We start from the raw sequence: 21443 nt of genomic DNA, 5'->3' as shown, positions 1-21443 counted from the left end.
ACAAGGTGGTGAAGTTCGCCACCGTGATCACCGAGCAGGTGAACCTGGAAAAAGCCGTCGCCCAGGCCGCCAACCTGGCCTACAGCACATCGCTGCAGACGGACACCAGCGCCAGCAAGGGCCGTGAGGTCATCCGTAATACGGTCGAAGTGCTGCATCGCCTGGCCAGCTCGATGGAGAACGCCACCCAGGGTATTCAGGCGCTGGATCAGCAGGGCCAGATGATCGAAGCCATCGTCAAAGCCATCAGCGGCATCGCCGACCAGACCAACCTGCTAGCGCTCAATGCCGCGATAGAAGCTGCACGTGCGGGTGAGCAAGGCCGTGGTTTCGCCGTGGTGGCAGATGAAGTCCGTCAGCTCGCTTCAAGGGCCCTCGAAAGCCACCCAGGAAATTGTCGGCGTGGTGCAACAGAACCAGGAGCTCGCCTCCAATGCTGTCGACGTGATCAACCGCAGCCGCGAGCTGGCCGATGAAGCACTGACCCTGGCCAACGACTCCGACACCGTGATCCAGGATATCCAGAAGGACGCCGAGTGCGTCGTCGCCGCCGTGAGCCAGTTCTCCAGCCAGGTCTCGAACTGACGCAAAGCGCTCGGTGAGGGCCTGCGGGTGACTCATCGAGCGCTTCTGATCGAGCCCGCCAAGCTTGGCAATACCCGACCCAGCCTTGAGTCGTTCGCTCTAGTGGACTTCTCGTGGGCGCTGCATAAGCAACTGCCAGAAACGACAAGGCCACGCATTTTTGCGGGGCCTTGTGTCGTATGGTGCGGCACCAAGAGCTAAAATTTATTTTATCTGTCTGATTTTAATGAAGTTTTCATGGTTGTTTATATCGTCTTATCCCTTCAAATATCCTTTATCCTGGCACTGATCGAATGCGTTCTGTTTAGCTATGCCTGAGCGTATTGGATTGCTTTACTAGGGTGTGGTGTAGACATGCTGACTCACTTCGTCAGATACGCTCAAAACACGATTTAGAGATTATTAATGGAAGAAGAAATCATCTTGGTACATGACGGCGTCGTTTATGCCGCGTCCTACACAGACTTAGGCGACGAAATACTGGTGCTGCTTCCAGACGGAACTCAGCGCACCACGATTCTACGAGGCCTCACTCCTGAGTCAGCTGCGATGACCCACCTGCGTGGCTATGTTAGCTCTCTGAACGTGGGGCCTAAGTGACGTTGATGATTAGTATGTTACGGCTGCGGCCCTGCGGGTTGTGCGAGAAATCTCGCCAGGCGTCGTTGGAGGACTTGGCAAGGGAAAACGCGGACGGCCAGTCCATTCCCCCACCTAGTGGATAGCTGCCTAGCCTGGCGAGATTTCTCGCAACAACGCGGCTCGGGTTGAAACGGCAACAGACCTAGAGCCGGTTGGTCACGGCAATCGCCTTGTTTCGAATACAGGCTTTTCCTGAGTGGACAGGAAGGTTCACTGGCAATCGTTCTCCACCATACCGCTCTGGAGAAATCCACCACGCTTACCAAGTCCCATCGACCACTTCTATCCATGCAGTGGCCCACTGATCGAGCGAAGCACGTCATGAATGCTTACCGAGTAGCTCGACGGGCGTCGTAAGGATAGTGGCAAATTGACTCTTTTCGAGTCATGATCAGACCTGTGTTTGTGCAAGCGCGTCAAACAGTGCCAGCCTATGCCTTAGGCAAAACCAAGGATCGGATCAGTGTCGTCACCTGCAGATAGTCCGCCGTCGCTCAGTAGTGTTATCCAGAAACTCTTGGATAAATCACCATTGGATCGTTTTGTTAAGTGTGTCGTGGATTTAACGAGCGTTCCTCCCTATAAGGCTCCACGGGTCGCACTTCTGCATGTACGATTCAAGGAAGATATTCCCAGTATAAGAGCTTTTTCCGACTTCCTTGGAAATCAAGCGGCGAATTATGCACTGAGTCGTCGACGCCGAGATGCATACCAAGCTCAGATGGCATCAGCGCAAAACGGCGATGTGTCAGCTGCGCAAGAACTCAGCCGGGCTGTTAGAAAGGCATTCATTGAGTTTCGACAGGCTAACCCATCTAGAGCCAGCGAGGTGGGTGAAGTACTCGCATACTGCGTCGCCGTACACCACCTTCAGGCCTCTCAACTAATTGCCAAGATGGCCTTGAAAACCTCCAATAACATGCCTGTTTATGGCCTCGATGGTATTCACGCATCCGTAGTCAACGGTGAGCTGAATGTTTTCTTTCTTGAGTCCAAGCTCGCAGGTACCGCCGCCAGTGGTACTGCTGACTATGCAGACTCCGTTTCTGGCTTTCTCAAAGATGACGGGCAATATGAGCATGAGTACGGGCTGGTAACCAGCTTAGGAAATCTTGATGTACTGGATCCAGCTGATAAAGATCTGATGCTAAATTATCTGGACGTATTTGGTAATCCCAATGCTCCCAAGCGTGAGCGATCTGTCGGGGTAGTCTGTTATTCAGAGGTCAAGCATTTTGCGAACAAGCTTGAAGTCGATGACGGCCCGTTATCCAAGCATGAGGATTATTTCGGGGAACTGTATAAAGGAGACTTAAACAGACATTTTACTAACCTCGATAACCAGCTAGGTGTTAAGGGAGTCGATCCAAATAAATGCATGGTTTATTTGGTGGCTGTACCTGATGTCGATGAGCTAAGAGAAATGTTTTACGAGTCGATAGGGATAGCGAGTTTGGATTCTGATGTCCCTCTAACTTCGCCCTCAGCAATTAAGGGTGGAAAAATATGAGTACTTTTGCAGCAGAACTCTCGTCGAGGTTTGCAACGAATGAGAAGTTTAAGTTTGCACTAAGCCATCTCCAAGCTTGTGGTGCGGCCAGTGTACTACCTGACTCAATTATACAACCCCATGGATTGCCTGATAATGACGCAATCGGAAAAATGCTTTATTGCGCATCAGTATTTGCACAATCTGGGGTTGAGTCGCATATCAGCTTGGCTCAAACGATAGCTTTTAATGCCATGTTAATATCGCAGGAACCGGGGGTGCTTGAACGGTGTGCGGCGATACTGACTGAAATTGGGAATTTTCCTAGTTTAATTTATGCTGAGGAGCGGTTCTCTACGAAGCCCTCAACCTTATTAGGAATGATCCAGAGGAATGTTGTCGAGCAGCTAAATACAGTTGAAGTAGCAGGGGCGGCCATTGCACTAACCGATTATCAGCGGAAGGTGTGGGGCTCTCTCCAGAGTGGGAAGTCTTTAGCTATTTCTGCACCTACCTCCGCTGGAAAGTCATTCTTGGTAATTGAGCATCTTTGTAGAGATGCCTTGACGCTTCCATCTTACGTGTTCGTCTACATTGCGCCTACGCGCGCCCTATTGTCTGAAGTTCAACTGAAAGTAAAAGAGCGGCTTTCAAGCGATTTGGCTATTCGTGTTACAGATATTCCTACTTTTGAGAACTTGCCGCGGCAAGTCTTCGTGCTTACCCAGGAGCGGTTCAAAGCCCTTCTTTCGATAACCTCATCCCCAATAAAACTTGTAGTCGTAGACGAGGCCCAAAATTTATCAGATGGGGCCCGAGGGATGATACTGCAGGATTGCATTGAACAGTGCTACTCCCGTGATCAGAAAACGCATGTGGTTCTGCTCGCACCCGGGGCTCAAGGTTTTGAAACTGCATTAGATAGTTTGGGGATATCTGGAGTTTCAGAAGTCAGCACCTCTGTGTCCCCCGTCCTGCAAAACCGTATCGTGGTATCAAAAACACCAGCTCTAAATCAGCTAGACTTTAAGTTACTCAACTCTCATGGAGGCTCTCATATAGGAAGTATGCCGTGCAGCGTTGGCCTTGACTTGGTTGAAAGCAGGCTCGCTGCTGTAGCACTAGAGTTGGGGCGCGGCGGTGGATCTTTGATATATGCAAAAACGCCTACTGAGGCCGCAACTATTGCCGGTTCAATTGCCATAGGTTTAGATCATGTTGACAATAATGAACTCGCCACCTTTATCAAGGAACATATACACCCCGAGTATCACTTAATAGGAATGGTTAAAAAAGGGGTGGCATTCCATTATGGGCAGATGCCATCCCTGCTGCGTGAAGCCATTGAGTCCGCGTTTCGTGCCGGCACGATCAAATTCCTTGTGTGCACTACAACCCTGTTTCAGGGTATCAATCTTCCAGCTCGAAATGTATTTATAAGTACGCCTGCCAGAGGGCGCGGTCATAGCGTGATGCTGGATCCAGCTCTGCTTTGGAATTTTGCCGGTAGAGCCGGGCGCATGGCCAAAGATATCGTCGGGAACGTATTCCTCATCGATTATGATGATTGGAGTGCTCAGCCAATGGACATTTTTTATAAGTTTACTATCAAGTCTGCGCTTTCTGAGTTTGTAACTGAAAACTACAAGGATGTTGTTACAGTGCTAAGTAAAGGGAAGCTTGAATCCAAACCTAGAGATGAGTATTCCCGTAATGCAGTTGCTTCAGCCGGTATTCTTGTTAGTAAATCTCGACAAGGAATAGTTAAGGAATATCTTGATAGGATCGCGCCGGACTTAAATTACTTTGAGTTGCAGGATCTTCAAAATGCAGCTGATGAAGCTTCTAACGACCTCAAGCTACCCCAGCACGTTATAGAAGGGAACTGGACATTAGATTTGTTCGCTCTGGATAGGTTGATGGCTCACCTCATCAAGCGGCTGAAGGATGGCACTATCGACGAAGTGGTACCTAAAAATCCAGCGGATTTAGGTAAGAAAGCCTTTGCTCATTACAAGGAAATATTCAATATACTTTTCAGGTATATAAAAGGGTTTGATAAAAATTTCGGTGGCTACGTAGCCCGTATTGCAGTTAAGTGGATGGAGGGAAAGCCCTATCCAGTAATTTTAAAGTATGAGGTGATAAGCGAAAGACGTCGGATTAACAAGAAACGTAACCTAGAGAAGCTTAATTTTAATACCATTCCAGGCTACAAGGCTAAGGTTATCGCAGATGCTAATCCGAGTAAGGTCATCAAGAGCGCGTTTGAAACCATTGAAGACGTCATTCGGTTTCAGCTTGTGCAGATGGGTAAGGCCTATACTGATATATTGATCCATGTATTTAATGATAATGGCCTGACTCACAGGGTTCCCGAAATTTTTGACTTCGCGCTGGCTCTGGAACTGGGCATCAGCACGAATACAGGGCGCGCATTTCTGGAGTTGGGACTCTCTCGCATTGCTGCTTCTGAGCTTCAAAGAATCATCCCTGATAGCAATCTTGATGTGGCAGCCGCAAGAGAAAAGCTTTTAAAGTTTGACTCGTCACCCTTCAAACTTAGCCCTGTAATTTTGGCAGAAATCGATAAAGTTATTTTTACCTTGAGAACTATTGATACCTTGGCTTCTAGTTAATTTTAGATGAAGAGTAGGAGCTCTTGGTAGCAGAAAATTCCTCGTTTGTGGGAGGAAATAGCAATAGAAAAAGGGGGCAGATTTATTTAATGGCACATCAACCAGCGCCGAAAAATAAATCGATCCCCTTTTCTGTGATTCAGGTACGGTAATTACGGTATATGATTGTCTTTAGTTTTGAATGTTTTATTTATTTATGTTGGACTACTTTTAATTTGATTTCATTTGTTCTTGCCTGCTCCGGGGTTGCCCTGATGGTTGTTTCGCTCGCCCTAGATTTATTTGGTGGGAAGGGTGGTGGGCTTTACTTTAGAGGTGTCAAGTTTTGTATTCCTGGGGCTCTAGTTCAGTTTAGTCAATGGTTGAATATCAATGCGGGTTATTTTCCGTCTCTGTAGATATATGGCACTTGGCTAGTTATGAGTCTTTGATGTTTTCAGGTCAGTGTGGAGAGTGGTGGTTTTGGTTATTTAGCCTTTATCGTTGTTTGGCGTAATTTTTAAAAGTTTCAGTCGGGGGCGTTAATCCCTGCTTCTTCTTCTTTTTGTTGTAGGTAACTTAGAGGAGGGGGCAGATTTATTTAATGGCACATCAACCAGCGCCGAAAAATAAATCTGTCCCCTTTTCTGCAGCTTGCCATACTGCTTGCACCTGCCGAAATGAAGTGTATGGGCAAAAGAATCCTATACCCCCCTTTCAGCACCAGATTTCTCTCCAAAGAGGAGGTGGGCGCAACTAATTCAATGACCATCAATATGGCTGGACGCTGGATCGTAGGATGTGAGCGCGTTGATTATATTTATGAGAAACGCGAAATTCCACTTCGGGGTAGCTAAATGCTACATCCTCACCGGCATGTCCGCTTCCCAATCACAAGCGGACATTTTTTCTGACGCTGCGAGAAGGTTGATTTAACTGTTCCTGAGACGGTTTATCTCGATGATCCAGATTAGCGCATATCCATTCGAACGAGAGCTTAGTCTTTTACTTAGAAAGGAAGCTGTTCTTGAAGTGGTTGATGAGCTAGAGCTCGCTCAAAGAGCGCATTTGCCTGTTTAGCAATCACCAGTGCCCGTACAGACACAAACGCTAAAAAACTGAAAATAGCCCAAAACATACCCCCAAAGATTTTCTGAGTCAGCATAGATGACTGTAGATGCTTCGCATTTTCTTCTTTAGTGAGGATGTCACAAATGACCATTTCGTCATGGGGATCTAACTTAATTTTCTCAATCTTCCCGTCAATGCAGTCCTCCTCCTTTTATTTGCCAGCCGTAGCCATTCCAATCTGTGACCATGGAGGTAGAAGCCCAGATTACAGTGTCTGTTTTCTTTATGGTCAAGAGCGCGGCAGGCAGAAAAGATAAAATAAAAATTATCGTTGCCCCGATGAGAAATGACATAGTAGTTCAGTGGCTGAGCCTATAGCCGAGTAGACATGGCTTATCAAATGAAATGAGGCTCGGATTAAAAAACCTCCTGACCCTAACAACTTCTTCTAACCCGATCCCACGCTCATGAAGCCAAACCAATGCCTCTGTGATCTTCCTTTGGCTTGGGAATCTAATGCCCGTGCTGTAATTGAATTTCTCATGATCGCTTAATTGGCTATATTCATTTTGAAGCATCGTGTTCTGATAGTCTTTCTTTCCACCAAGTAATCGCCAGAGACGATCGTGAATAAATCCTGCGGATCCAGCTCGGGCTCGGACATATAGAAAGGCAAATATCGATATTGTTATCGGGATAATGAAGGCGATGACATCTTTGATTTGAGATGCTGCGGAGAGAAATTCTTCGGTATTCATGCCAATTCCTATGTGATATTGATTGGGGGAAAAAGGGGACAGATTTATTTAATGGCACATCAACCAGCGCCGAAAAATAAATCTGTCCCTTTTCTGCCGTCCCCTTTTCTGCCTCAGAAGGACGCAGAGTGCGTCGTCGCTGCCGTAAGCCAGTTCTCCAGCCAGGTCTCGAGCTGACGCAAAGCGCTCGGTGTGGGCCTGCGGCTCTCATCGAGTGGCCGATTTAAAACATCAAGCCTCGCTTGGCCTGAACCTCGCCTTGAGTCATTCGAGGCGAGGGGGTACGCCTGTTTTTCTGCCGCACTTCAAAAGCCAAAAAAGTGTGAGCGCCGTCGGCCAGAACAGCGTGTTGATGATGTCGTGAATGCTGGCCTGCCAGCGCCAGTATCCGAGGCTTTCTATATCGTCTCGCCTGTCCACCCACTCGCCAGCACAGGCGATGATGAGAACACCCAGCCAGGCAATGTATGGCCTGAGTCGTCGTGTGAAGGCGATCAGCGCCAAATACACCGCCATGCCCACATAAATATGCAGTGCGTCCTTCGACAGCCCGGTTGCCGAGACGATAGCGAGCTTGATGCTTTGTGCGGTTGAGATGTCCACTTGATGTCCCTTGCAGGCAGGCGCCAGGTTTCGTTTTCACCCGGTAACCTTAGTCCTGATCAGCAACTGCGCTCATGCTTGAGTCATTGGCAAGTGTGGTGAGGGTTGCTTCGTGGGCATCTTGTGGGTGCTGCATAAGCAACCGCCAGAAACGACAAGGCCCCGCATTTCTGCGAGGCCTTGTGTTGTATGGTGCCGGCACCAGGAGTCGAACCCGGGACCTACTGATTACAAGTCAGTTGCTCTACCAGCTGAGCTATACCGGCATTTGAGGGTCGCCATTATATCCATTCGTTTGCATGAGTAAAGACGCTTGCGGCAGGTTTTTGCTGCTCTTTTTTTGGCGCCCTGGCGCGGCTTATGCACAAATGCGGGGCGGGTAGATCGTTTTGGCGATCTCTTACGCAGCGTTAAACCGATTTTACAAGAGATTGTTTTATATAGATTTTTCTTATGGTCAAAAAATGATCAGCTTTGATTGAGGCTTGTACAAGGTGGCTTGGCGGCTGTTGCTCAGAATTTGTGAACAGAGTTATCCACAGATTGTGTGCGCAACTCAGGCGCGTTCGGCGAGCAGTAGCAGGTTGCGTGGCGTGAGGTGCGTGGGGCAAAACTGGCCGAGGCGTACGGCATAGCCCTGTTCCTGCAGATACAGCGCGCGGTCGAGTACCAGCCAGAGTTCCAGTGGGCGACGGAACAGGCCGCGCAGCAATTCCAGATTGCGCACTTCGGCCAGGCGCTGCCAGCCGGCTGCTTCGAGAGCCTGCCAATCGCGCTCTTCGGGCGGTGGCAGCCCCTTCAGTTCGGCCAGGTCGCGGCAGTAAGCAGCGAAGCCTTTCTTCAGCCAGGCGGGGGGCAGTGAAGGGGTGGGCAGGTAGTCGTCCACGCCGCGCAATTCGCGCTGCAGCAGGTCGAAGGCCAGACGCCAGGCCATGGACTGATCGCGCTGCTGGCGCACACGGTTGCCGGCGGTGACGGTTTCGCTCATGGGCAGGGCCAAGTCGTCCAGCGACAGGTCGAGTGTCGATTCCTGCGCCGCTGTGGATAACGCCTGGTAGCTGCTCGCAGCGGTGCGGTTGTAGCAGCACGGAGCGATCGCCAATTGCTGGCAGCCTGCCGCGCTGGCCAGGTGCATCAGGCGCACGTGCAGGTCGCCACAGGCATGCAGGGCGACGGGGCTGTGCGTGGCGAGGACTCGTTCGCTGGCAGTGCTGGCGAGCACATCCTGTTCGATGTGCTGTGCAGTTATCCCCAGGCGCTGGCTAAGGTCGCTGCCGCTGACGACCAGGGCGGGATCGTACTCCAGGCAGGTCAACGCCTGGCCGCCATGAGCGAGCACGCGGCCCAGGTGGCCTTTGCCCGCGCACCAATCCAACCAATGCTGCGGCGGGCGATTGAATTGCAGGCTGTCGCTGAAGGCGCGTACCTGCTGCCACTTGCGGCCTGGTACATCTACCGAGAAGCGTGACGGCAGCTCGTGAGGCGCACGCTGGGGCAGGTCGCCAATTTCATTCAGCCATGCCGCCTCGGCGGCCAGCTCGGGAAAGGGCGCAGGAGCGGCCTGCAATGCGGTCGGCTGATTATGGGCTGCTTCGGCCTGTTCAAGCGTGCGACTGCGCAGCCAGTTGCCGAGCTCGGCGTGTCGGTTCTCCCAAGGCAATAGCCGATGGGTGAAGGGGCGTGGTTTCCATAGCGCCTGGTGCGCGCAGAGAAATGCGTCCAGCGCCTGGAAGCGCTGGAGCAGAGCATCGCCACCGAGTGGCTGGAGAGATTGGGATTCGCTCATGATGAAGGGTGGCGGGGCGTGAGCCCCGTCACTTCAGCGGCCCTGGCAGGCGTCGACGCGCAGCCAGCGTTCCAGCAGTTTGAAGACGTTGATCAGCACGAAGGTGATCACCAGATAGAACACGGCGGCGGTGAAGAAGAACTCCATGTTCACATAGGTCGCGCGCGTTTAGCGTGCGTGCCATGCCCGTCAAATCCAGCAGGGTTACGGTACTGGCCAGTGCACTGGCTTTGAGCATCAGGATGACTTCGTTGCTGTAGGCCGGCAGGCCGATGCGTGCAGCGCGTGGCAGGATGATATGCAGCATCGACTGCGCACGTGACATGCCAAGAGCCCTTGCCGCTTCGATCTCGCCCGGTGGCACGGCCTGGATAGCGCCGCGCAGGATCTCGGCGATATAAGCGGTGGTGTGCAAGGTCATGGTGATCACCGCGCACCAGTATGGGTCGCGCAGGTAAGGCCACAGCGGACCCCGGCGCACGGATTCGAACTGCGCCAGGCCGTAATAGATGAGGAACAGTTGCACCAGCATCGGTGTGCCACGGAAGAAGAAGATGTAACCGTAGGGCACGGCGCGCACGTACCACAGGCGCGAGGCGCGGGCGATGCCCATGGGCAGCGCAAGGATAAGACCAGCGATGACTGCCACAGCGAGCAGCTCGAGGGTCAGCAGCGCACCTTCAGCCATTTTCGGCAGGTGTTTGAGGATCAATTCCCAATTCATTGCGTGCTCCTTACGAAGCCGCGCGAGACTCTCTTCTCTAGAAGGTGCAGGCCGATCATGGAGATGATGGTCAGGCTCAGGTAGATGATGGCGGCTACCAGGTAGAAGGTCATGGCTTCCTTGGTTGCGGTGACGGCGATCTGCGACTGACGCATGATTTCAGTTAGGCCGATGACCGAAACCAGCGCAGTGTCCTTCATCAAGATCATGAACAGGTTGCCCAGCCCTGGCATCGCTATACGCCACATTTGCGGCATGGTCACACGCCATAGAATGCGGGTCTTGGACAGCCCCAGCGCCTGGCCGGCTTCGCTATGGCCCTTGGGGATCGCCAGAAGAGCGCCGCGAAACACTTCGGTGGAATATGCACCGAAGCACAGGCCAAGCGCGATAACGCCTGCGGCGAAGGGGCTCAGCTCCAGGCTGCCGACGCCCAGGCTTTCGCCCAGCTCGCGCAGTACGTTCACGGTGCTGAAGTAGATGAGCATCACCCACAGCAGTTCGGGAACGCCGCGCACGATGGTCGAGTAGGTGCCGCCAAGCCATTGCAGGGGCTTGTACGGAGAAGTCTTGGCTAAGGCGCCAAGCAGGCCAAGCACCAAACCGAGGCACAGTGCGCTGAGCGCGAGCTGGACGGTCATCAGGGTGCCGGCTGCCAGGGCTGGGCCGAATCCGGAAAGATCGAAATTCATGGAAACTCAAGCGCCCGCGCCGCCATTGGCGACGCGGGCAGGCTGCTTAGTAGATGCTGAAGGGGAAGTACTTGTCGTTGATCTTCTTGTAGGTGCCGTCGGCAACCACTTCTGCCAGCGCCTTGTTCAGGCGCTCGCGCAGGGCATCACCCTTGCGCACGGCAATACCGATCTTGTCGTTGTCGAATACCGGGTCGCCCTTGAACTCGAAGCTCTTGCCGGCATCGCTCTTCAGCCATTCCCAGTTCACGAAGGTATCAGCCAGCACGCCATCAACGCGGCCGGAGGCCAGGTCGAGATAGGCATTTTCCTGGGTGTCGTAGAGTTTCACGTCAACCACTCCGTCCAGGTTGTCTTCCAGCCAAGTACCGGCGATGGTCGCGCGCTGGGCACCGATCACCTTGCCTTTCAGGCTGGCTTTATCGCTCTTGAAGTCGCTGCTCTTCGGGGCGATGAACTGCAGTTTGTTGGTGTAGTACGGGTCGGTGAAATCGACCGCTTGCTGACGCTCTTCGGTGATCGACATGGAGGCGACCAGGAAGTCGAACTTCTTGGCGTTCAGGGCCGGGATGATGCCGTCCCAGTCGGAGGTGACCACTTCGCACTCGGCCTTCATCTTGGCGCACAGGGCCTGGGCGATTTCCACGTCGAAGCCGCCGACCTGGCCGCTGGCGTCGATGAGGTTGAAGGGCGGGTAGGCGCCTTCGGTACCGATCTTCAGTTTGTCGGCAGCGACGGCACTGGTGCCGAAAGCCAGAGTGGCGGCAGCTGCCAGCAGAATCTTTTTATAGCTATGCATGCGTGATTGCTCCGTGTTTTAACGATTGCTGGACATGAATTGTTTGCAGCGCGCCGATACGGGGTTGTCGAACACCTGTTGCGGCGCCCCCTGTTCCTCCACCAAGCCCTGATGCAGGAAAACCACTTCACTGGAAACCTGGCGGGCGAAGTTCATCTCGTGGGTCACCAACAGCATGGTGCGACCTTCGTCGGCGAGCGCGCGGATCACATTAAGCACTTCTTGTACCATTTCTGGGTCGAGTGCCGAAGTCGGTTCGTCGAACAGGATCACCTTCGGCTGCATGGCCAGGGTGCGAGCGATGGCCGCGCGTTGCTGCTGGCCGCCGGAAAGCTGGTTGGGGTAGGCGTGGCGCTTGTCGGCGATGCCGACCTTGGCCAGTAGCGCTTCGGCGATTTCGGTGGCTTCGGCCTTGCTCTTGCCGAGCACGCGGCGTGGCGCCTCGATGATGTTGTCCAGCACGGTCATGTGCGGCCACAGGTTGAAGTTCTGGAACACGAAGCCGATTTCGCTGCGCAGGCGATTGATCTGCCGGCTGTCAGCGGCGACCAGTTCGCCATTCTTCTGGGGTTTCAGCTTGAGCTCTTCGCCGGCCACGATGATCTGGCCCTGATGGGGATTTTCCAGCAGGTTGATGCAGCGCAGGAAGGTCGACTTGCCCGAGCCCGAAGAGCCAAGGATGGAAATCACGTCGCCATCGCGGGCCGTCAGGGAAATGCCCTTGAGCACGTCGAGGTCGCCATAGCGTTTGTGCAGATTGCGGATTTCCAGGGCGGGCGCGGCCTCAGCCATCGAGCAGTCCTCTCTTAATTCTTGTGCGGATAAGATCCGTGTGCGGCAGGGCTGTGGGCAGCAAACCTAGCATAGGCACCGGGGGGCGCCAAGGGTACTGCTGGCCCGCTGCCGCTACGGTCACGGGGGTGTCGCATCAGTGCAGTCTCTTGTCGCCCCGCCGCAAAAAACGACCGGGAGTCGTTCTGAGGTCGTGAATGACGGTGGCCGACAGGGCGTGCGGGCCGTAAAAACGGGGAGATGCAGACTACGTTTTCAAAAAGACGCGAACCCTACTCATATCCGCTTCGCAATTCCAGTGCCAAAAGGCGCTTTGGCCGATCTGGGGCCTGGGCTGTCAGTTGCCGAGCATGTCCTGCACCTTGTCGCGCAGGGCATCGAGAGAAAAAGGTTTACCGATGATGTCGGTACGGGTGGCCGGCTCGTTTTTGTCGATTTCGACGCTTTCCGCATAGCCGCTGGCGAACAGCACTTTAAGATTCGGGCGCAGTTGGCGTGCCGCGACGGCAAGCTCTTGGCCGTTCATACCAGGCAGGCCGATGTCGGTCATCAGCAGGTCGATGTGCTCATCGCTGCGCAGTATCTCCAGAGCCCGCTGCGCCTCGGCGGCTTCGCTCACGTGGTAGTCGAGTTCTTCGAGCACTTCCACGGTGAGCATGCGCACCACATCGGAGTCTTCCACCAACAGGATGCGCTGGCCGGTAGGCGATGTGTTGGGAGCTAGGTCTGACACGGCGTTACCTCGATAAAGGGTGGTGAAACTGCGTATCGAGGTGCGGGGCGGTTGGCCCGGTGTTCGATCGCGTTTCGACGCCGCGGGGGACGGCAGGCCGCCTAGCATGGCACGAATCAGGTGCCTGATCTGCACCGAGAAAGTGCCGCTGGGCTGAAAATTACCCTATGAACATCAGGGCCTTGGTGGGTGGCGGGGTATTTGCCCCGTCTCGGCTAAAAATAAGTCGAACCCTGAACCAAGGGGCACTATCCAATCGCGCGGTGCCACCGAGCGCGGACTGTTGGATAAAGTTCAGCCAGCGCATTAACATCGGCCGTTTACCGAATAACCATGCAGTTGCATGCATTTTCCAATCGTCGCCAGGGATTTCCGATGACCAACACCTCCTCTATCGATGAGAGCAGCTTCAAGCGCATTCTCAGGCGCAACGTTGCCTTGCCGCTTGGCGTCGGGGTGGTCAGCGCGATCTTCTTCGTGGTGCTGATTGGCTACCTGCTCAATGTACTTGGCTGGGTGCAGCACACCGACCGGGTGCTCAACAACGCCAATGAAGGCTTGAAGCTGTCTATTGACCAGGAGACGGGTTTCCGCGGTTATCTGTTGTCTGGCGATGTGCGTTTCCTGCAGCCGTTTGAAGTCGCCAAGCCCCGAATCAAAGCGGAGATGGAAATTCTCTCCGAGCTGGTCGCCGACAACCCGGTGCAGGTCGACCGCCTGCGCGCAATCGCCGCTTTGCAGGACGAGTGGAATAATTTCGCGCAGACGGCGATCACCGCCAAGCGCGAGGGCGGCAATTTCATCGATCCGGTGCGCGACGGTCGTGGCAAGCAACTGACCGACGCCATCCGCGCCGAATACGCAGATTTCGTCGCCCACGAGCAACGCCTGCGCAAGGAGCGCAACGACTCGGCCAGCAGCACGGCGACCGTTACCATCGGCCTGTTTCTGCTCTTCACGCTGTTGTTCAGCGGCTCGCTGGCGCTGTTCGGGCGTCGCGAACTGCTGAGCCTGACCAACACCTATGGCGCCATCCTCAAAAAGCAGGATGAGCACAACGAGCGCTTGCAGGCCCAGGCCTGGCTGCGCAACGGCCAGACCGAAATGTCTGAACGGCTGATCGGCCAGCAGGCGTTGCCGGTGCTGGGCCGCAACATGCTGGAGTTTCTGGCCAGTCATCTGGATGCCGCGGTTGGTGCTCTTTATGTGCGCGAGGAGCACGGCGGTTTGCGCCGTGTCGCGTCCTACGGGTTTTCCCGCGAGCAGGAGAATGCCGAGCAGTCGTTCTACAGCGCCGAAGGCCTGGTTGGGCAAGTGGCGCAAAGCCGCCGCCTGTTGACCCTCGATCAATTGCCCGCCGACTACCTCAAGGTTAGTTCCGGGCTGGGCAGCGGCGCGCCGCTGACCGTGGCGTTGTTGCCTACCGACAATGATGGTGAAGTCAACGGGGTGATCGAGTTGGGCTTCCTGCGCCCGCTGACCGAGCGCGACGGTGAGTTCCTCAGGCAGATCGCCTCCAGCGTTGGTGCTTCGGTCGAGGCTGCCCGCTATCGTCATCGCCTGCAGGAGATCCTTGCCGAAACCCAGCAGCTCAACGAAGAGCTGCAGGTACAGCAGGAAGAACTGAAAACCGCCAACGAGGAACTGGAAGAACAGTCCCGGGCGCTCAAGGAGTCCCAGGCGCATCTGGAAACTCAACAGGCGGAGCTGGAACAGACCAACGAGCAGTTGTCCTCGCAGCGTGACGCCCTAGATGACCGCAACAGCGCCCTGCGCGTTGCTCAGCAGCAGCTGGAAGAGCGCGCCGAAGAGCTGCAGCGCGCCAGCCGTTACAAGTCCGAATTCCTCGCCAACATGTCCCACGAGCTGCGCACGCCGTTGAACAGCTCGCTGATCCTGGCCAAGCTGTTGTCCGATAATCCCAAGGGCAATCTCGACGCCGAGCAGGTCAAGTTCGCGGATTCGATCTATTCGGCCGGTAACGATCTGCTCAACCTGATCAACGACATTCTCGATATCTCCAAGGTCGAAGCTGGCAAGCTCGACCTGCGCCCCGAGAACGCCAATGTGGTGCGCCTCGCGCAAAGCCTGGAGAGCACTTTCCAGCCGTTGGCCGGGGAGAAGCAGCTGGCCTTCAGCGTGCAAGTCGCCGACGACGTGCCGCGCTCGTTGTACACGGATCGGCTGCGTGTCGAGCAGATCCTCAAGAATCTGCTTTCCAATGCCGTCAAGTTCACCGAGCAGGGCTCGGTCAGCCTGAGTGTCAGCCGGGTCGACGAGGGCGTGGCCTTCGCCGTGCGCGACAGCGGTATTGGGATTCGCGGCGATCAGCAAGACTATATTTTCGAGGCTTTCCGCCAGGCCGATGGCACCACCAACCGACGCTTCGGCGGTACCGGTCTGGGCCTGTCGATTTCCCGCGATCTGGCCGTGCTGCTGGGCGGCTCGATCAGCGTTTCCAGCGTGCCGGGCGAGGGCAGCGAATTCACTCTGGTGCTGCCACAGAGCTATTTGCCTCTGGAGGCCGACACCGACGACTTGCCAGCCGCGCCGGCGGCCTTCGCGCGAAGCCATGTGCCGCGTGCGGTCGAGCCGGTGAAGCCTGTGAGTGACGCGGTAGTGACAAGCGCCGTGCCGACCTTCCCGGACGATCGCGGCATGTCGGTACTTGGTGGCCGCAGCGTGCTGGTGATCGAAGACGAACCACAGTTCGCTCATATCCTCTACGACCTGGCCCATGAGCTGGATTACCGCTGCCTGGTTGCCCATTGCGCCGAAGATGGCCTCAACCTGGCAACCACCCATCACCCTGACGCCATCCTGCTGGACATGCGCCTGCCGGACGTTTCCGGTCTGTCGGTGCTGCAACGCCTCAAGGAGAACCCGGGTACCCGGCACATTCCGGTGCACGTGATTTCCGTCGAGGATATGGCCGAAGCCGCGCTGCACATGGGCGCTGTGGGGTATGCACAGAAGCCGGCTACGCGCGACCAGCTCAAGGGCGTATTCAGCAAGCTGGAAGCACGCCTGACGCAGAAGATGAAGCGCGTGCTGGTGGTCGAAGACGACAAATTGCAACGCGACAGCATTGCCCGACTGATCGGCGACGACGATATCGAAATCGTCGCCGTCGAGTTTGGTGAGCAGGCGCTGGAGCAACTGCGCCATCACATCTTCGATTGCATGATCATCGACCTAAAACTGCCGGACATGCAGGGTGATGAGCTGTTGGCGCGCATGGGCAGCGAGAACATCCGCAGCTTCCCGCCAGTGATCGTCTACACAGGGCGTAACCTGACCCGCGCCGAAGAAGCCGAGCTGCTCAAGTACTCGCGCTCGATCATCATCAAGGGCGCGCGCTCGCCTGAGCGGCTGCTCGACGAGGTCACCCTGTTCCTGCACATGGTCGAGTCGGAGCTGTCCAGCGAGCGGCAGAGCATGCTCAAGACTGCGCGCAGCCGCGACAAGGTGTTCGAGGGCCGGCGCATCCTGTTGGTCGATGATGACGTGCGCAATATCTTCGCCCTCACCAGCGCTCTCGAGCAAAAGGGCGCCCAGGTCGAGGTGGCGCGCAATGGTCTCGAAGCCATTGAAAAGCTGGATGCGGTGGGCGATATCGATCTGGTACTGATGGATGTGATGATGCCGGTGATGGATGGCTACGAAGCCACTCGGCGTATCCGCGAGAATCCGCGCTGGCGCAAACTGCCGATCATCTCGGTGACCGCCAAAGCGATGAAGGACGACCAGGATCTGTGCATGAAGGCTGGCGCCAATGATTATCTGGCCAAGCCCATCGACCTGGATCGCCTGTTCTCGCTGATCCGTGTCTGGCTGCCGAAGCTGGAGCGCATCTGACATGTCCGACCGTACGCAGGATATCGAGCTGCGTCTGCTGATCGAGGCGATCTACCTGCAGTACAGCTACGACTTTCGCGACTACTCCGGCTCGTCGCTGAAGCGCCGCATGGTTCACGCCATGCGCCAGTTCGACTGCTCAAGCATCTCGGCCTTGCAGGCGCGAATCATCCATGACCCTGCGGCTTTCATGCAGCTGCTGCAATTTCTCACCATCCCGGTCAGCGAGATGTTTCGCGACCCGTCCTACTTTCTGGCCTTGCGCCAGGAAGTGGTGCCGTTCTTGCGTACCTATCCGTCGCTCAAACTGTGGGTGGCGGGTTGCAGCACCGGCGAGGAGGTGTATTCCCTGGCCATTTTGCTGCACGAGGAAGGGCTGCTGGAACGCTCGATCATCTACGCCACGGACATCAATCCGTACTCGCTGGAAAAGGCCAAGAAGGGCATTTTCGCCATCGACAACATGCGCCTGTACAGCGAGAACTATCAGCGCTCTGGCGGCAAGGGCTCGCTCTCCGATTACTACACGGCGGCCTACGATGGCGCGCTGTTCGAGCGTTTTCTGTGTGCCAATGTAACGTTCGCCGACCATAGCCTGGCCACTGACAGTGTGTTCTCGGAGACTCAGTTCATCTCCTGCCGCAATGTGCTGATCTATTTTAATAAGGCCCTGCAGGATCGCGCTTTCGGGCTGTTTCACGAGTCTCTCGGCCACCGTGGGTTTCTTGGCCTGGGCAGCAAGGAGAGCCTGGACTTCTCGGCGTATGCCGGGCGCTTCGAGGCGTTGAATAAGCAAGAACGGGTGTTTCGCAAGCTATGAGCGCGAATCTGCGTGAACTGGAGGCGGTGGTCGTCGGTGCCTCGGCAGGTGGTGTCGAGGCGCTGTTGATGCTGTTCGAGGGGCTGCCTGCCGACTACGGTTTGCCGTTGGTGGTGGTGCTACACCTACCTGACAACCGTGAAAGCTTGCTGCCTGATCTATTTGCTCGGCGCCTGGCGCTGCGGGTGAAAGAGGCGCAAGACAAAGAGCTGTTGCAGCCTGGAACGCTGTACTTCTCGGCGCCCGGTTACCATCTGTGCGTTGAGGCGGATCGACGTTTTTCCTACAGCCGCGATGAACCACTGCACTATTCGCGGCCGTCGATCGATTATCTCTTCGAGTCGGCCGCCGATACCTATGGCGCCAACGTGATGGGCATACTGCTGACCGGTGCCAACCAGGATGGCGCTGCTGGCCTGAATACAATAAAACAGCGGGGCGGTGTGACCGTGGTGCAGGATCCACTGGAGGCGCAGGTTCCGACCATGCCCGAAGCGGCGCTGGCACTGCATCGTCCTGATTACATTCTTTCTCTGCGGGGGATTCTCGCATTGCTAGCCGAACTGGACTCACGCGCATGTTGAGTAGCACCGGATGCAAACTACTGATCGTCGATGACCTGCCGGAAAACCTGCTGGCACTGGATGCGCTGATTCGCCGCGATGATCGGGAAGTATTCCAGGCGCAATGCGCCGACGATGCGCTGGTGCTGTTGCTCGAGCACGAGTTTGCCCTGGCCATTCTTGATGTACAGATGCCAGGCATGAACGGCTTCGAGCTGGCCGAGCTGATGCGTGGCACGGAAAAGACCAAGCACATTCCCATCGTCTTCGTCAGCGCTGCCGGGCGTGAAATGAACTACGCGTTCAAAGGCTACGAGAGCGGCGCCGTCGACTTTCTCTACAAGCCGCTGGATATCCAGGCGGTGCAGAGCAAGGTGGCGGTGTTCGTCGACCTCTATCGCCAGCGCAAGGTCATGGCGCAGCAACTCGACGCGCTGGAGCGCTCGCGCAAGGAGCAGGACGCGCTGCTCGCCGAGCTGCGCTCTACTCAGGGTGAACTGCAGCATGCGGTGCGCATGCGTGATGACTTCATGTCCATCGTCTCCCACGAGCTGCGCACACCGCTCAACGGTCTGATCCTCGATACGCAGCTGCGCAAGATGCACCTCGCCAAAGGCAACATGACTGCCTTCAGCGAAGACAAACTCGGCGCCATGTTCGACCGCGATGAGCGGCAGATCCATAGCCTGATCCGTCTGATCGAAGACATGCTCGATGTGTCGCGCATTCGCACTGGCAAGCTGTCGATTCGCCCGGTGGAGTTCGACCTGGCGCAAACCGTGCGTAACGTGGCCGAGAACTTCGCCCAGCAGATGGCCGTGGCTGGCTGCGACCTGCAGCTCGACAGCGATGAAGTGCTACGCGGCAGCTGGGATCAGTTCAGGGTCGAGCAGGTGATCAGCAACCTGCTCAGCAATGCCCTGCGTTACGGCTCGGGTCGCCCCATCGAAGTGCGTGCGCGCTCCGACGAGGGCGGCGTGCTGGTCGAGGTGCGCGACCACGGTATTGGTATCTCCCTGGAAAACCAACGGCGCATCTTCCAGCAGTTCGAGCGTGCAGTGAGCAGTGAGTCGGTGGCGGGCTTGGGCCTGGGACTATTCATCTCCGACCAGATCGTCAAGGCGCATGGCGGGCGTATCGAGGTGCAGAGCAGTCTGGGGCAGGGCTCGCTATTCAGCGTGTGGTTGCCGCAGGCCAAGCGCGCAGATATAGGTTGAACTCACTCCGCCGGCAAGGTCGAAGCGAAGGAGTAAAAGAGAGCCAGGAGCAGGGCAATGAACCAACCCACACGAACCGTACTGATCGTCGAAGACGATGCGCTCCTGCTCATGCTGCTGGCTGAATACCTGCAGGGCGAGGGCTATAGCGTGCTGAAAGCCGATTGCGCCACCGACGCCTTCGCCATCCTCGCCACCAAGCCGCACCTCGATCTGCTGATCACTGACTTCCGCCTGCCTGGCGGCGTTTCTGGTGTGCGTATCGCTGAACCGGCCTTGCTGCTGCGTCCGGAACTCAAGGTGATCTTCATTAGCGGCCACCCCGCCGAAGTCCGCGAAACCGGCAGCGCACTGCTCGACTCCGCGCCGCTGCTAAGCAAACCCTTCACGCTGGAAACCCTGAGCACACAGATCGCCCATCTGCTTGATTGAGGGGCGAGGCGTCCCCGCCCGCTCCCACAAACCCATCTCAGGTCGGCCTGATAGCCCGTAGGATGGGTGAAGGCGCTACCCGATCTGATGTCCTGTGCACATCTTCGCGCGCCGCGACCCATCAAGCATTCCAACGAATGCCCGCACCCTTCCCTATATAAATCCAACCCCGGGTATCGCTTCGCTCAATTCGGGCTACGTGTCGTTCAGCGCTTTTCCGGAGCAGGCTTCCCAGGTTCCTTGATCGGCCGCTGCGGGCTGAAGGGGCTATCCGGGTCGTCGACGATGGAGCCGGGGTCTTCGTTACCCGGATCGTTGATCGGCTCTTCATGAGGGTCGGCTGGGGGGAGCTTCGGATCGTTGGCGGCATTCAGGGCGATATTGAGGTGCATGGCTGGCTCCGGCTGCGTTCAGGCTCGGCACATAAGGCGCGAGGTCTGTGCATTTGGAGGAGGCGGGGCTGTGGCGTGTTCAGGCTGTCGGCTGGACGGTAGTTCCCTCATCGCGGCGAACCTATGCGCTGTGATCCAGAAGCAATACCTCAGCGGGCTGCGTAACCAGGATCAGATCAAAGCGCTTCGCGCCCAGGCTCGCGACCAGAAGTAAGTCGCTTTGCAGCAAAAAGCCCGGAATTATCCGGGCTTTTCTGGGCTATCGATCAGCCGTCACTCCGTCTTCGCGCTGCCTTCTTCCCGATCCGTCAGTGCGTCCTGATCAGAGCCTGGGTTGCCAGGGGGAGGAGTCCAGTCGACACGCTCCTTCTTGGCTTCTGCATCATCAGCGCCTTGCTTCGGCTCTGACTCGGTATCATCGAGCCCGGAGTCATGGCCCTGCCCAGCGTCGATATTTTTGCGGGATGGCCCTTGATAGGGGGCTTCGGGCCCATTGTTGTCTTCAACTGTCATGGCAGGTCTCCGGTGGCAGCGCAGAAAATCCGCGCCTATAAATCTGGAAACCCACCGAGCAGCGAAGTGCCAAGCCTTCGACGGGCGGCAATGGCAAGCCAGCTCTCTATTGCCAGCGGCAGTCCCGGCCGCCTGAACCGAAAACCAGAGATGAAGCCGTCCCAATCACAGACAACAAAAAGCCCGCACGAGGCGGGCTTTTTGTTTGCTTTCAGTTTGGCTTTGACACCACCTGAAAACGAAAGGTGGTGCCCAGGGACGGAATCGAACCGCCGACACGGGGATTTTCAATCCCCTGCTCTACCGACTGAGCTACCTGGGCAACGGGGCGTATTAGACGGTTTTCACCTTTTGCT

At 56.0% G+C, this 21443-nt stretch carries 18 protein-coding genes, 2 tRNA genes and 2 pseudogenes; 9 read left to right on the top strand and 13 right to left on the bottom strand.

The genetic code is table 11. The annotated features are described in order from the left end of the window. Nucleotides 1–5: 5 nt before the first annotated feature. The 4 genes and pseudogenes from K5Q02_RS24475 to K5Q02_RS01595 form a co-directional block, all read left to right on the top strand. A pseudogene (locus tag K5Q02_RS24475) lies at nucleotides 6–394 on the top strand (methyl-accepting chemotaxis protein); the annotation flags it as partial. A 50-nt stretch (nucleotides 395–444) separates the two neighbouring features. Further along, nucleotides 445–585: a hypothetical protein gene (locus tag K5Q02_RS24470; RefSeq protein ID WP_225835720.1), complete on the top strand. Its 141-nt coding sequence runs from the start codon at nucleotides 445–447 to the stop codon at nucleotides 583–585. A gap of 1105 nt (nucleotides 586–1690) precedes the next feature. After that, nucleotides 1691–2737, top strand: coding sequence for a HamA C-terminal domain-containing protein (locus K5Q02_RS01600; RefSeq protein WP_225835718.1), 1047 nt, complete (start codon nucleotides 1691–1693; stop codon nucleotides 2735–2737). Next, the gene (locus K5Q02_RS01595) at nucleotides 2734–5355 is read left to right on the top strand and encodes a DEAD/DEAH box helicase (protein WP_225835716.1); all 2622 of its coding nucleotides are present in this window, start codon (nucleotides 2734–2736) and stop codon (nucleotides 5353–5355) included. Before K5Q02_RS01600 ends, K5Q02_RS01595 begins: the two co-directional genes overlap by 4 nt. 988 nt (nucleotides 5356–6343) lie before the next feature. Here the strand turns inward: K5Q02_RS01595 and K5Q02_RS24465 are convergent. The 10 genes and pseudogenes from K5Q02_RS24465 to K5Q02_RS01545 all read right to left on the bottom strand — a co-directional run bounded on the left by K5Q02_RS24465 (nucleotide 6344) and on the right by K5Q02_RS01545 (nucleotide 13217). Then, nucleotides 6344–6556 (bottom strand): DUF6216 family protein, encoded by a 213-nt coding sequence (locus K5Q02_RS24465; protein WP_442963952.1) that lies wholly within the window; start codon nucleotides 6554–6556, stop codon nucleotides 6344–6346. Nucleotides 6557–6764: 208 nt separating this feature from the next. Next, nucleotides 6765–7163: a DUF6216 family protein gene (locus tag K5Q02_RS01585; protein WP_225835714.1), complete on the bottom strand. Its 399-nt coding sequence runs from the start codon at nucleotides 7161–7163 to the stop codon at nucleotides 6765–6767. Nucleotides 7164–7427: 264 nt separating this feature from the next. Then, nucleotides 7428–7766 (bottom strand): hypothetical protein, encoded by a 339-nt coding sequence (locus K5Q02_RS01580; protein ID WP_225835713.1) that lies wholly within the window; start codon nucleotides 7764–7766, stop codon nucleotides 7428–7430. Nucleotides 7767–7956: 190 nt separating this feature from the next. Then, nucleotides 7957–8032 (bottom strand) — tRNA-Thr (locus tag K5Q02_RS01575). A gap of 290 nt (nucleotides 8033–8322) precedes the next feature. Further along, nucleotides 8323–9552 (bottom strand): methyltransferase, encoded by a 1230-nt coding sequence (locus K5Q02_RS01570; protein WP_225835711.1) that lies wholly within the window; start codon nucleotides 9550–9552, stop codon nucleotides 8323–8325. Nucleotides 9553–9585: 33 nt separating this feature from the next. Beyond that, a pseudogene (locus K5Q02_RS01565) lies at nucleotides 9586–10276 on the bottom strand (ABC transporter permease). Next, nucleotides 10273–10968, bottom strand: coding sequence for an ABC transporter permease (locus K5Q02_RS01560; RefSeq protein WP_225835709.1), 696 nt, complete (start codon nucleotides 10966–10968; stop codon nucleotides 10273–10275). Before K5Q02_RS01560 ends, K5Q02_RS01565 begins: the two are co-directional and overlap by 4 nt. Before the next feature lie 46 nt (nucleotides 10969–11014). After that, entirely contained in the window at nucleotides 11015–11767 is a 753-nt protein-coding gene (locus K5Q02_RS01555) for an ABC transporter substrate-binding protein (RefSeq protein WP_225835707.1), read from the bottom strand. Between the two features lie 18 nt (nucleotides 11768–11785). Then, complete coding sequence (locus K5Q02_RS01550) at nucleotides 11786–12559, bottom strand: ABC transporter ATP-binding protein (protein WP_225835705.1); 774 nt, start codon at nucleotides 12557–12559, stop codon at nucleotides 11786–11788. Between the two features lie 337 nt (nucleotides 12560–12896). Beyond that, on the bottom strand, nucleotides 12897–13217 hold the full coding sequence (locus K5Q02_RS01545) for a response regulator (RefSeq protein WP_230411042.1): 321 nt from the start codon (nucleotides 13215–13217) through the stop codon (nucleotides 12897–12899). Between the two features lie 450 nt (nucleotides 13218–13667). Here K5Q02_RS01545 and K5Q02_RS01540 point away from each other — a divergent pair, with 450 nt between their 5' ends. Genes K5Q02_RS01540 through K5Q02_RS01520 form a run of 5 tightly spaced genes read left to right on the top strand, consistent with a single transcriptional unit; the run spans nucleotide 13668 to nucleotide 20182 of the window. After that, on the top strand, nucleotides 13668–17150 hold the full coding sequence (locus K5Q02_RS01540) for a response regulator (protein WP_225835700.1): 3483 nt from the start codon (nucleotides 13668–13670) through the stop codon (nucleotides 17148–17150). Nucleotide 17151: 1 nt separating this feature from the next. Then, a complete protein-coding gene (locus tag K5Q02_RS01535; protein WP_225835699.1) occupies nucleotides 17152–17970 on the top strand; it encodes a CheR family methyltransferase in 819 nt (272 codons plus the stop codon). Continuing rightward, on the top strand, nucleotides 17967–18554 hold the full coding sequence (locus K5Q02_RS01530) for a chemotaxis protein CheB (protein ID WP_225835697.1): 588 nt from the start codon (nucleotides 17967–17969) through the stop codon (nucleotides 18552–18554). Before K5Q02_RS01535 ends, K5Q02_RS01530 begins: the two co-directional genes overlap by 4 nt. Further along, nucleotides 18548–19750 (top strand): hybrid sensor histidine kinase/response regulator, encoded by a 1203-nt coding sequence (locus K5Q02_RS01525; RefSeq protein ID WP_225835695.1) that lies wholly within the window; start codon nucleotides 18548–18550, stop codon nucleotides 19748–19750. Before K5Q02_RS01530 ends, K5Q02_RS01525 begins: the two co-directional genes overlap by 7 nt. Before the next feature lie 57 nt (nucleotides 19751–19807). Further along, nucleotides 19808–20182: a response regulator gene (locus K5Q02_RS01520; RefSeq protein WP_225835693.1), complete on the top strand. Its 375-nt coding sequence runs from the start codon at nucleotides 19808–19810 to the stop codon at nucleotides 20180–20182. 206 nt (nucleotides 20183–20388) lie between these two features. On the opposite strand, the gene K5Q02_RS01515 is transcribed toward K5Q02_RS01520, so the two are convergent. The 3 genes from K5Q02_RS01515 to K5Q02_RS01505 form a co-directional block, all read right to left on the bottom strand. Continuing rightward, nucleotides 20389–20574, bottom strand: a complete 186-nt coding sequence (locus K5Q02_RS01515) for a hypothetical protein (protein WP_225835691.1) — start codon at nucleotides 20572–20574, stop codon at nucleotides 20389–20391. A 273-nt stretch (nucleotides 20575–20847) separates the two neighbouring features. Continuing rightward, entirely contained in the window at nucleotides 20848–21087 is a 240-nt protein-coding gene (locus tag K5Q02_RS01510; protein ID WP_225835689.1) for a hypothetical protein, read from the bottom strand. 246 nt (nucleotides 21088–21333) lie between these two features. Continuing rightward, a tRNA-Phe gene (locus tag K5Q02_RS01505) sits at nucleotides 21334–21409 on the bottom strand. Between the last annotated feature and the right edge of the window lie 34 nt (nucleotides 21410–21443).

The organism is Pseudomonas sp. MM211, assembly GCF_020386635.1.
GTDB lineage: Bacteria > Pseudomonadota > Gammaproteobacteria > Pseudomonadales > Pseudomonadaceae > Aquipseudomonas.
The sequence above is the reverse complement of the archived record's forward strand: the minus strand, read 5'-3'. Positions and strand labels throughout refer to the sequence as shown.

Bases quoted from the DNA above. Each gene is read 5' to 3' on its own strand.
- K5Q02_RS01540 (WP_225835700.1), top strand. From the start codon at position 13,668: ATGACCAACACCTCCTCTATCGATGAGAGCAGCTTCAAGCGCATTCTC.
- K5Q02_RS01555 (WP_225835707.1), bottom strand. From the start codon at position 11,767: ATGCATAGCTATAAAAAGATTCTGCTGGCAGCTGCCGCCACTCTGGCT.
- K5Q02_RS01545 (WP_230411042.1), bottom strand. From the start codon at position 13,217: ATGCTCACCGTGGAAGTGCTCGAAGAACTCGACTACCACGTGAGCGAA.
- K5Q02_RS01525 (WP_225835695.1), top strand. From the start codon at position 18,548: ATGTTGAGTAGCACCGGATGCAAACTACTGATCGTCGATGACCTGCCG.
- K5Q02_RS01585 (WP_225835714.1), bottom strand. From the start codon at position 7,163: ATGAATACCGAAGAATTTCTCTCCGCAGCATCTCAAATCAAAGATGTC.
- K5Q02_RS01510 (WP_225835689.1), bottom strand. From the start codon at position 21,087: ATGACAGTTGAAGACAACAATGGGCCCGAAGCCCCCTATCAAGGGCCA.
- K5Q02_RS01520 (WP_225835693.1), top strand. From the start codon at position 19,808: ATGAACCAACCCACACGAACCGTACTGATCGTCGAAGACGATGCGCTC.
- K5Q02_RS01570 (WP_225835711.1), bottom strand. From the start codon at position 9,552: ATGAGCGAATCCCAATCTCTCCAGCCACTCGGTGGCGATGCTCTGCTC.
- K5Q02_RS01530 (WP_225835697.1), top strand. From the start codon at position 17,967: ATGAGCGCGAATCTGCGTGAACTGGAGGCGGTGGTCGTCGGTGCCTCG.
- K5Q02_RS24465 (WP_442963952.1), bottom strand. From the start codon at position 6,556: ATGGTCATTTGTGACATCCTCACTAAAGAAGAAAATGCGAAGCATCTA.
- K5Q02_RS01535 (WP_225835699.1), top strand. From the start codon at position 17,152: ATGTCCGACCGTACGCAGGATATCGAGCTGCGTCTGCTGATCGAGGCG.
- K5Q02_RS01550 (WP_225835705.1), bottom strand. From the start codon at position 12,559: ATGGCTGAGGCCGCGCCCGCCCTGGAAATCCGCAATCTGCACAAACGC.
- K5Q02_RS01595 (WP_225835716.1), top strand. From the start codon at position 2,734: ATGAGTACTTTTGCAGCAGAACTCTCGTCGAGGTTTGCAACGAATGAG.
- K5Q02_RS01515 (WP_225835691.1), bottom strand. From the start codon at position 20,574: ATGCACCTCAATATCGCCCTGAATGCCGCCAACGATCCGAAGCTCCCC.
- K5Q02_RS01560 (WP_225835709.1), bottom strand. From the start codon at position 10,968: ATGAATTTCGATCTTTCCGGATTCGGCCCAGCCCTGGCAGCCGGCACC.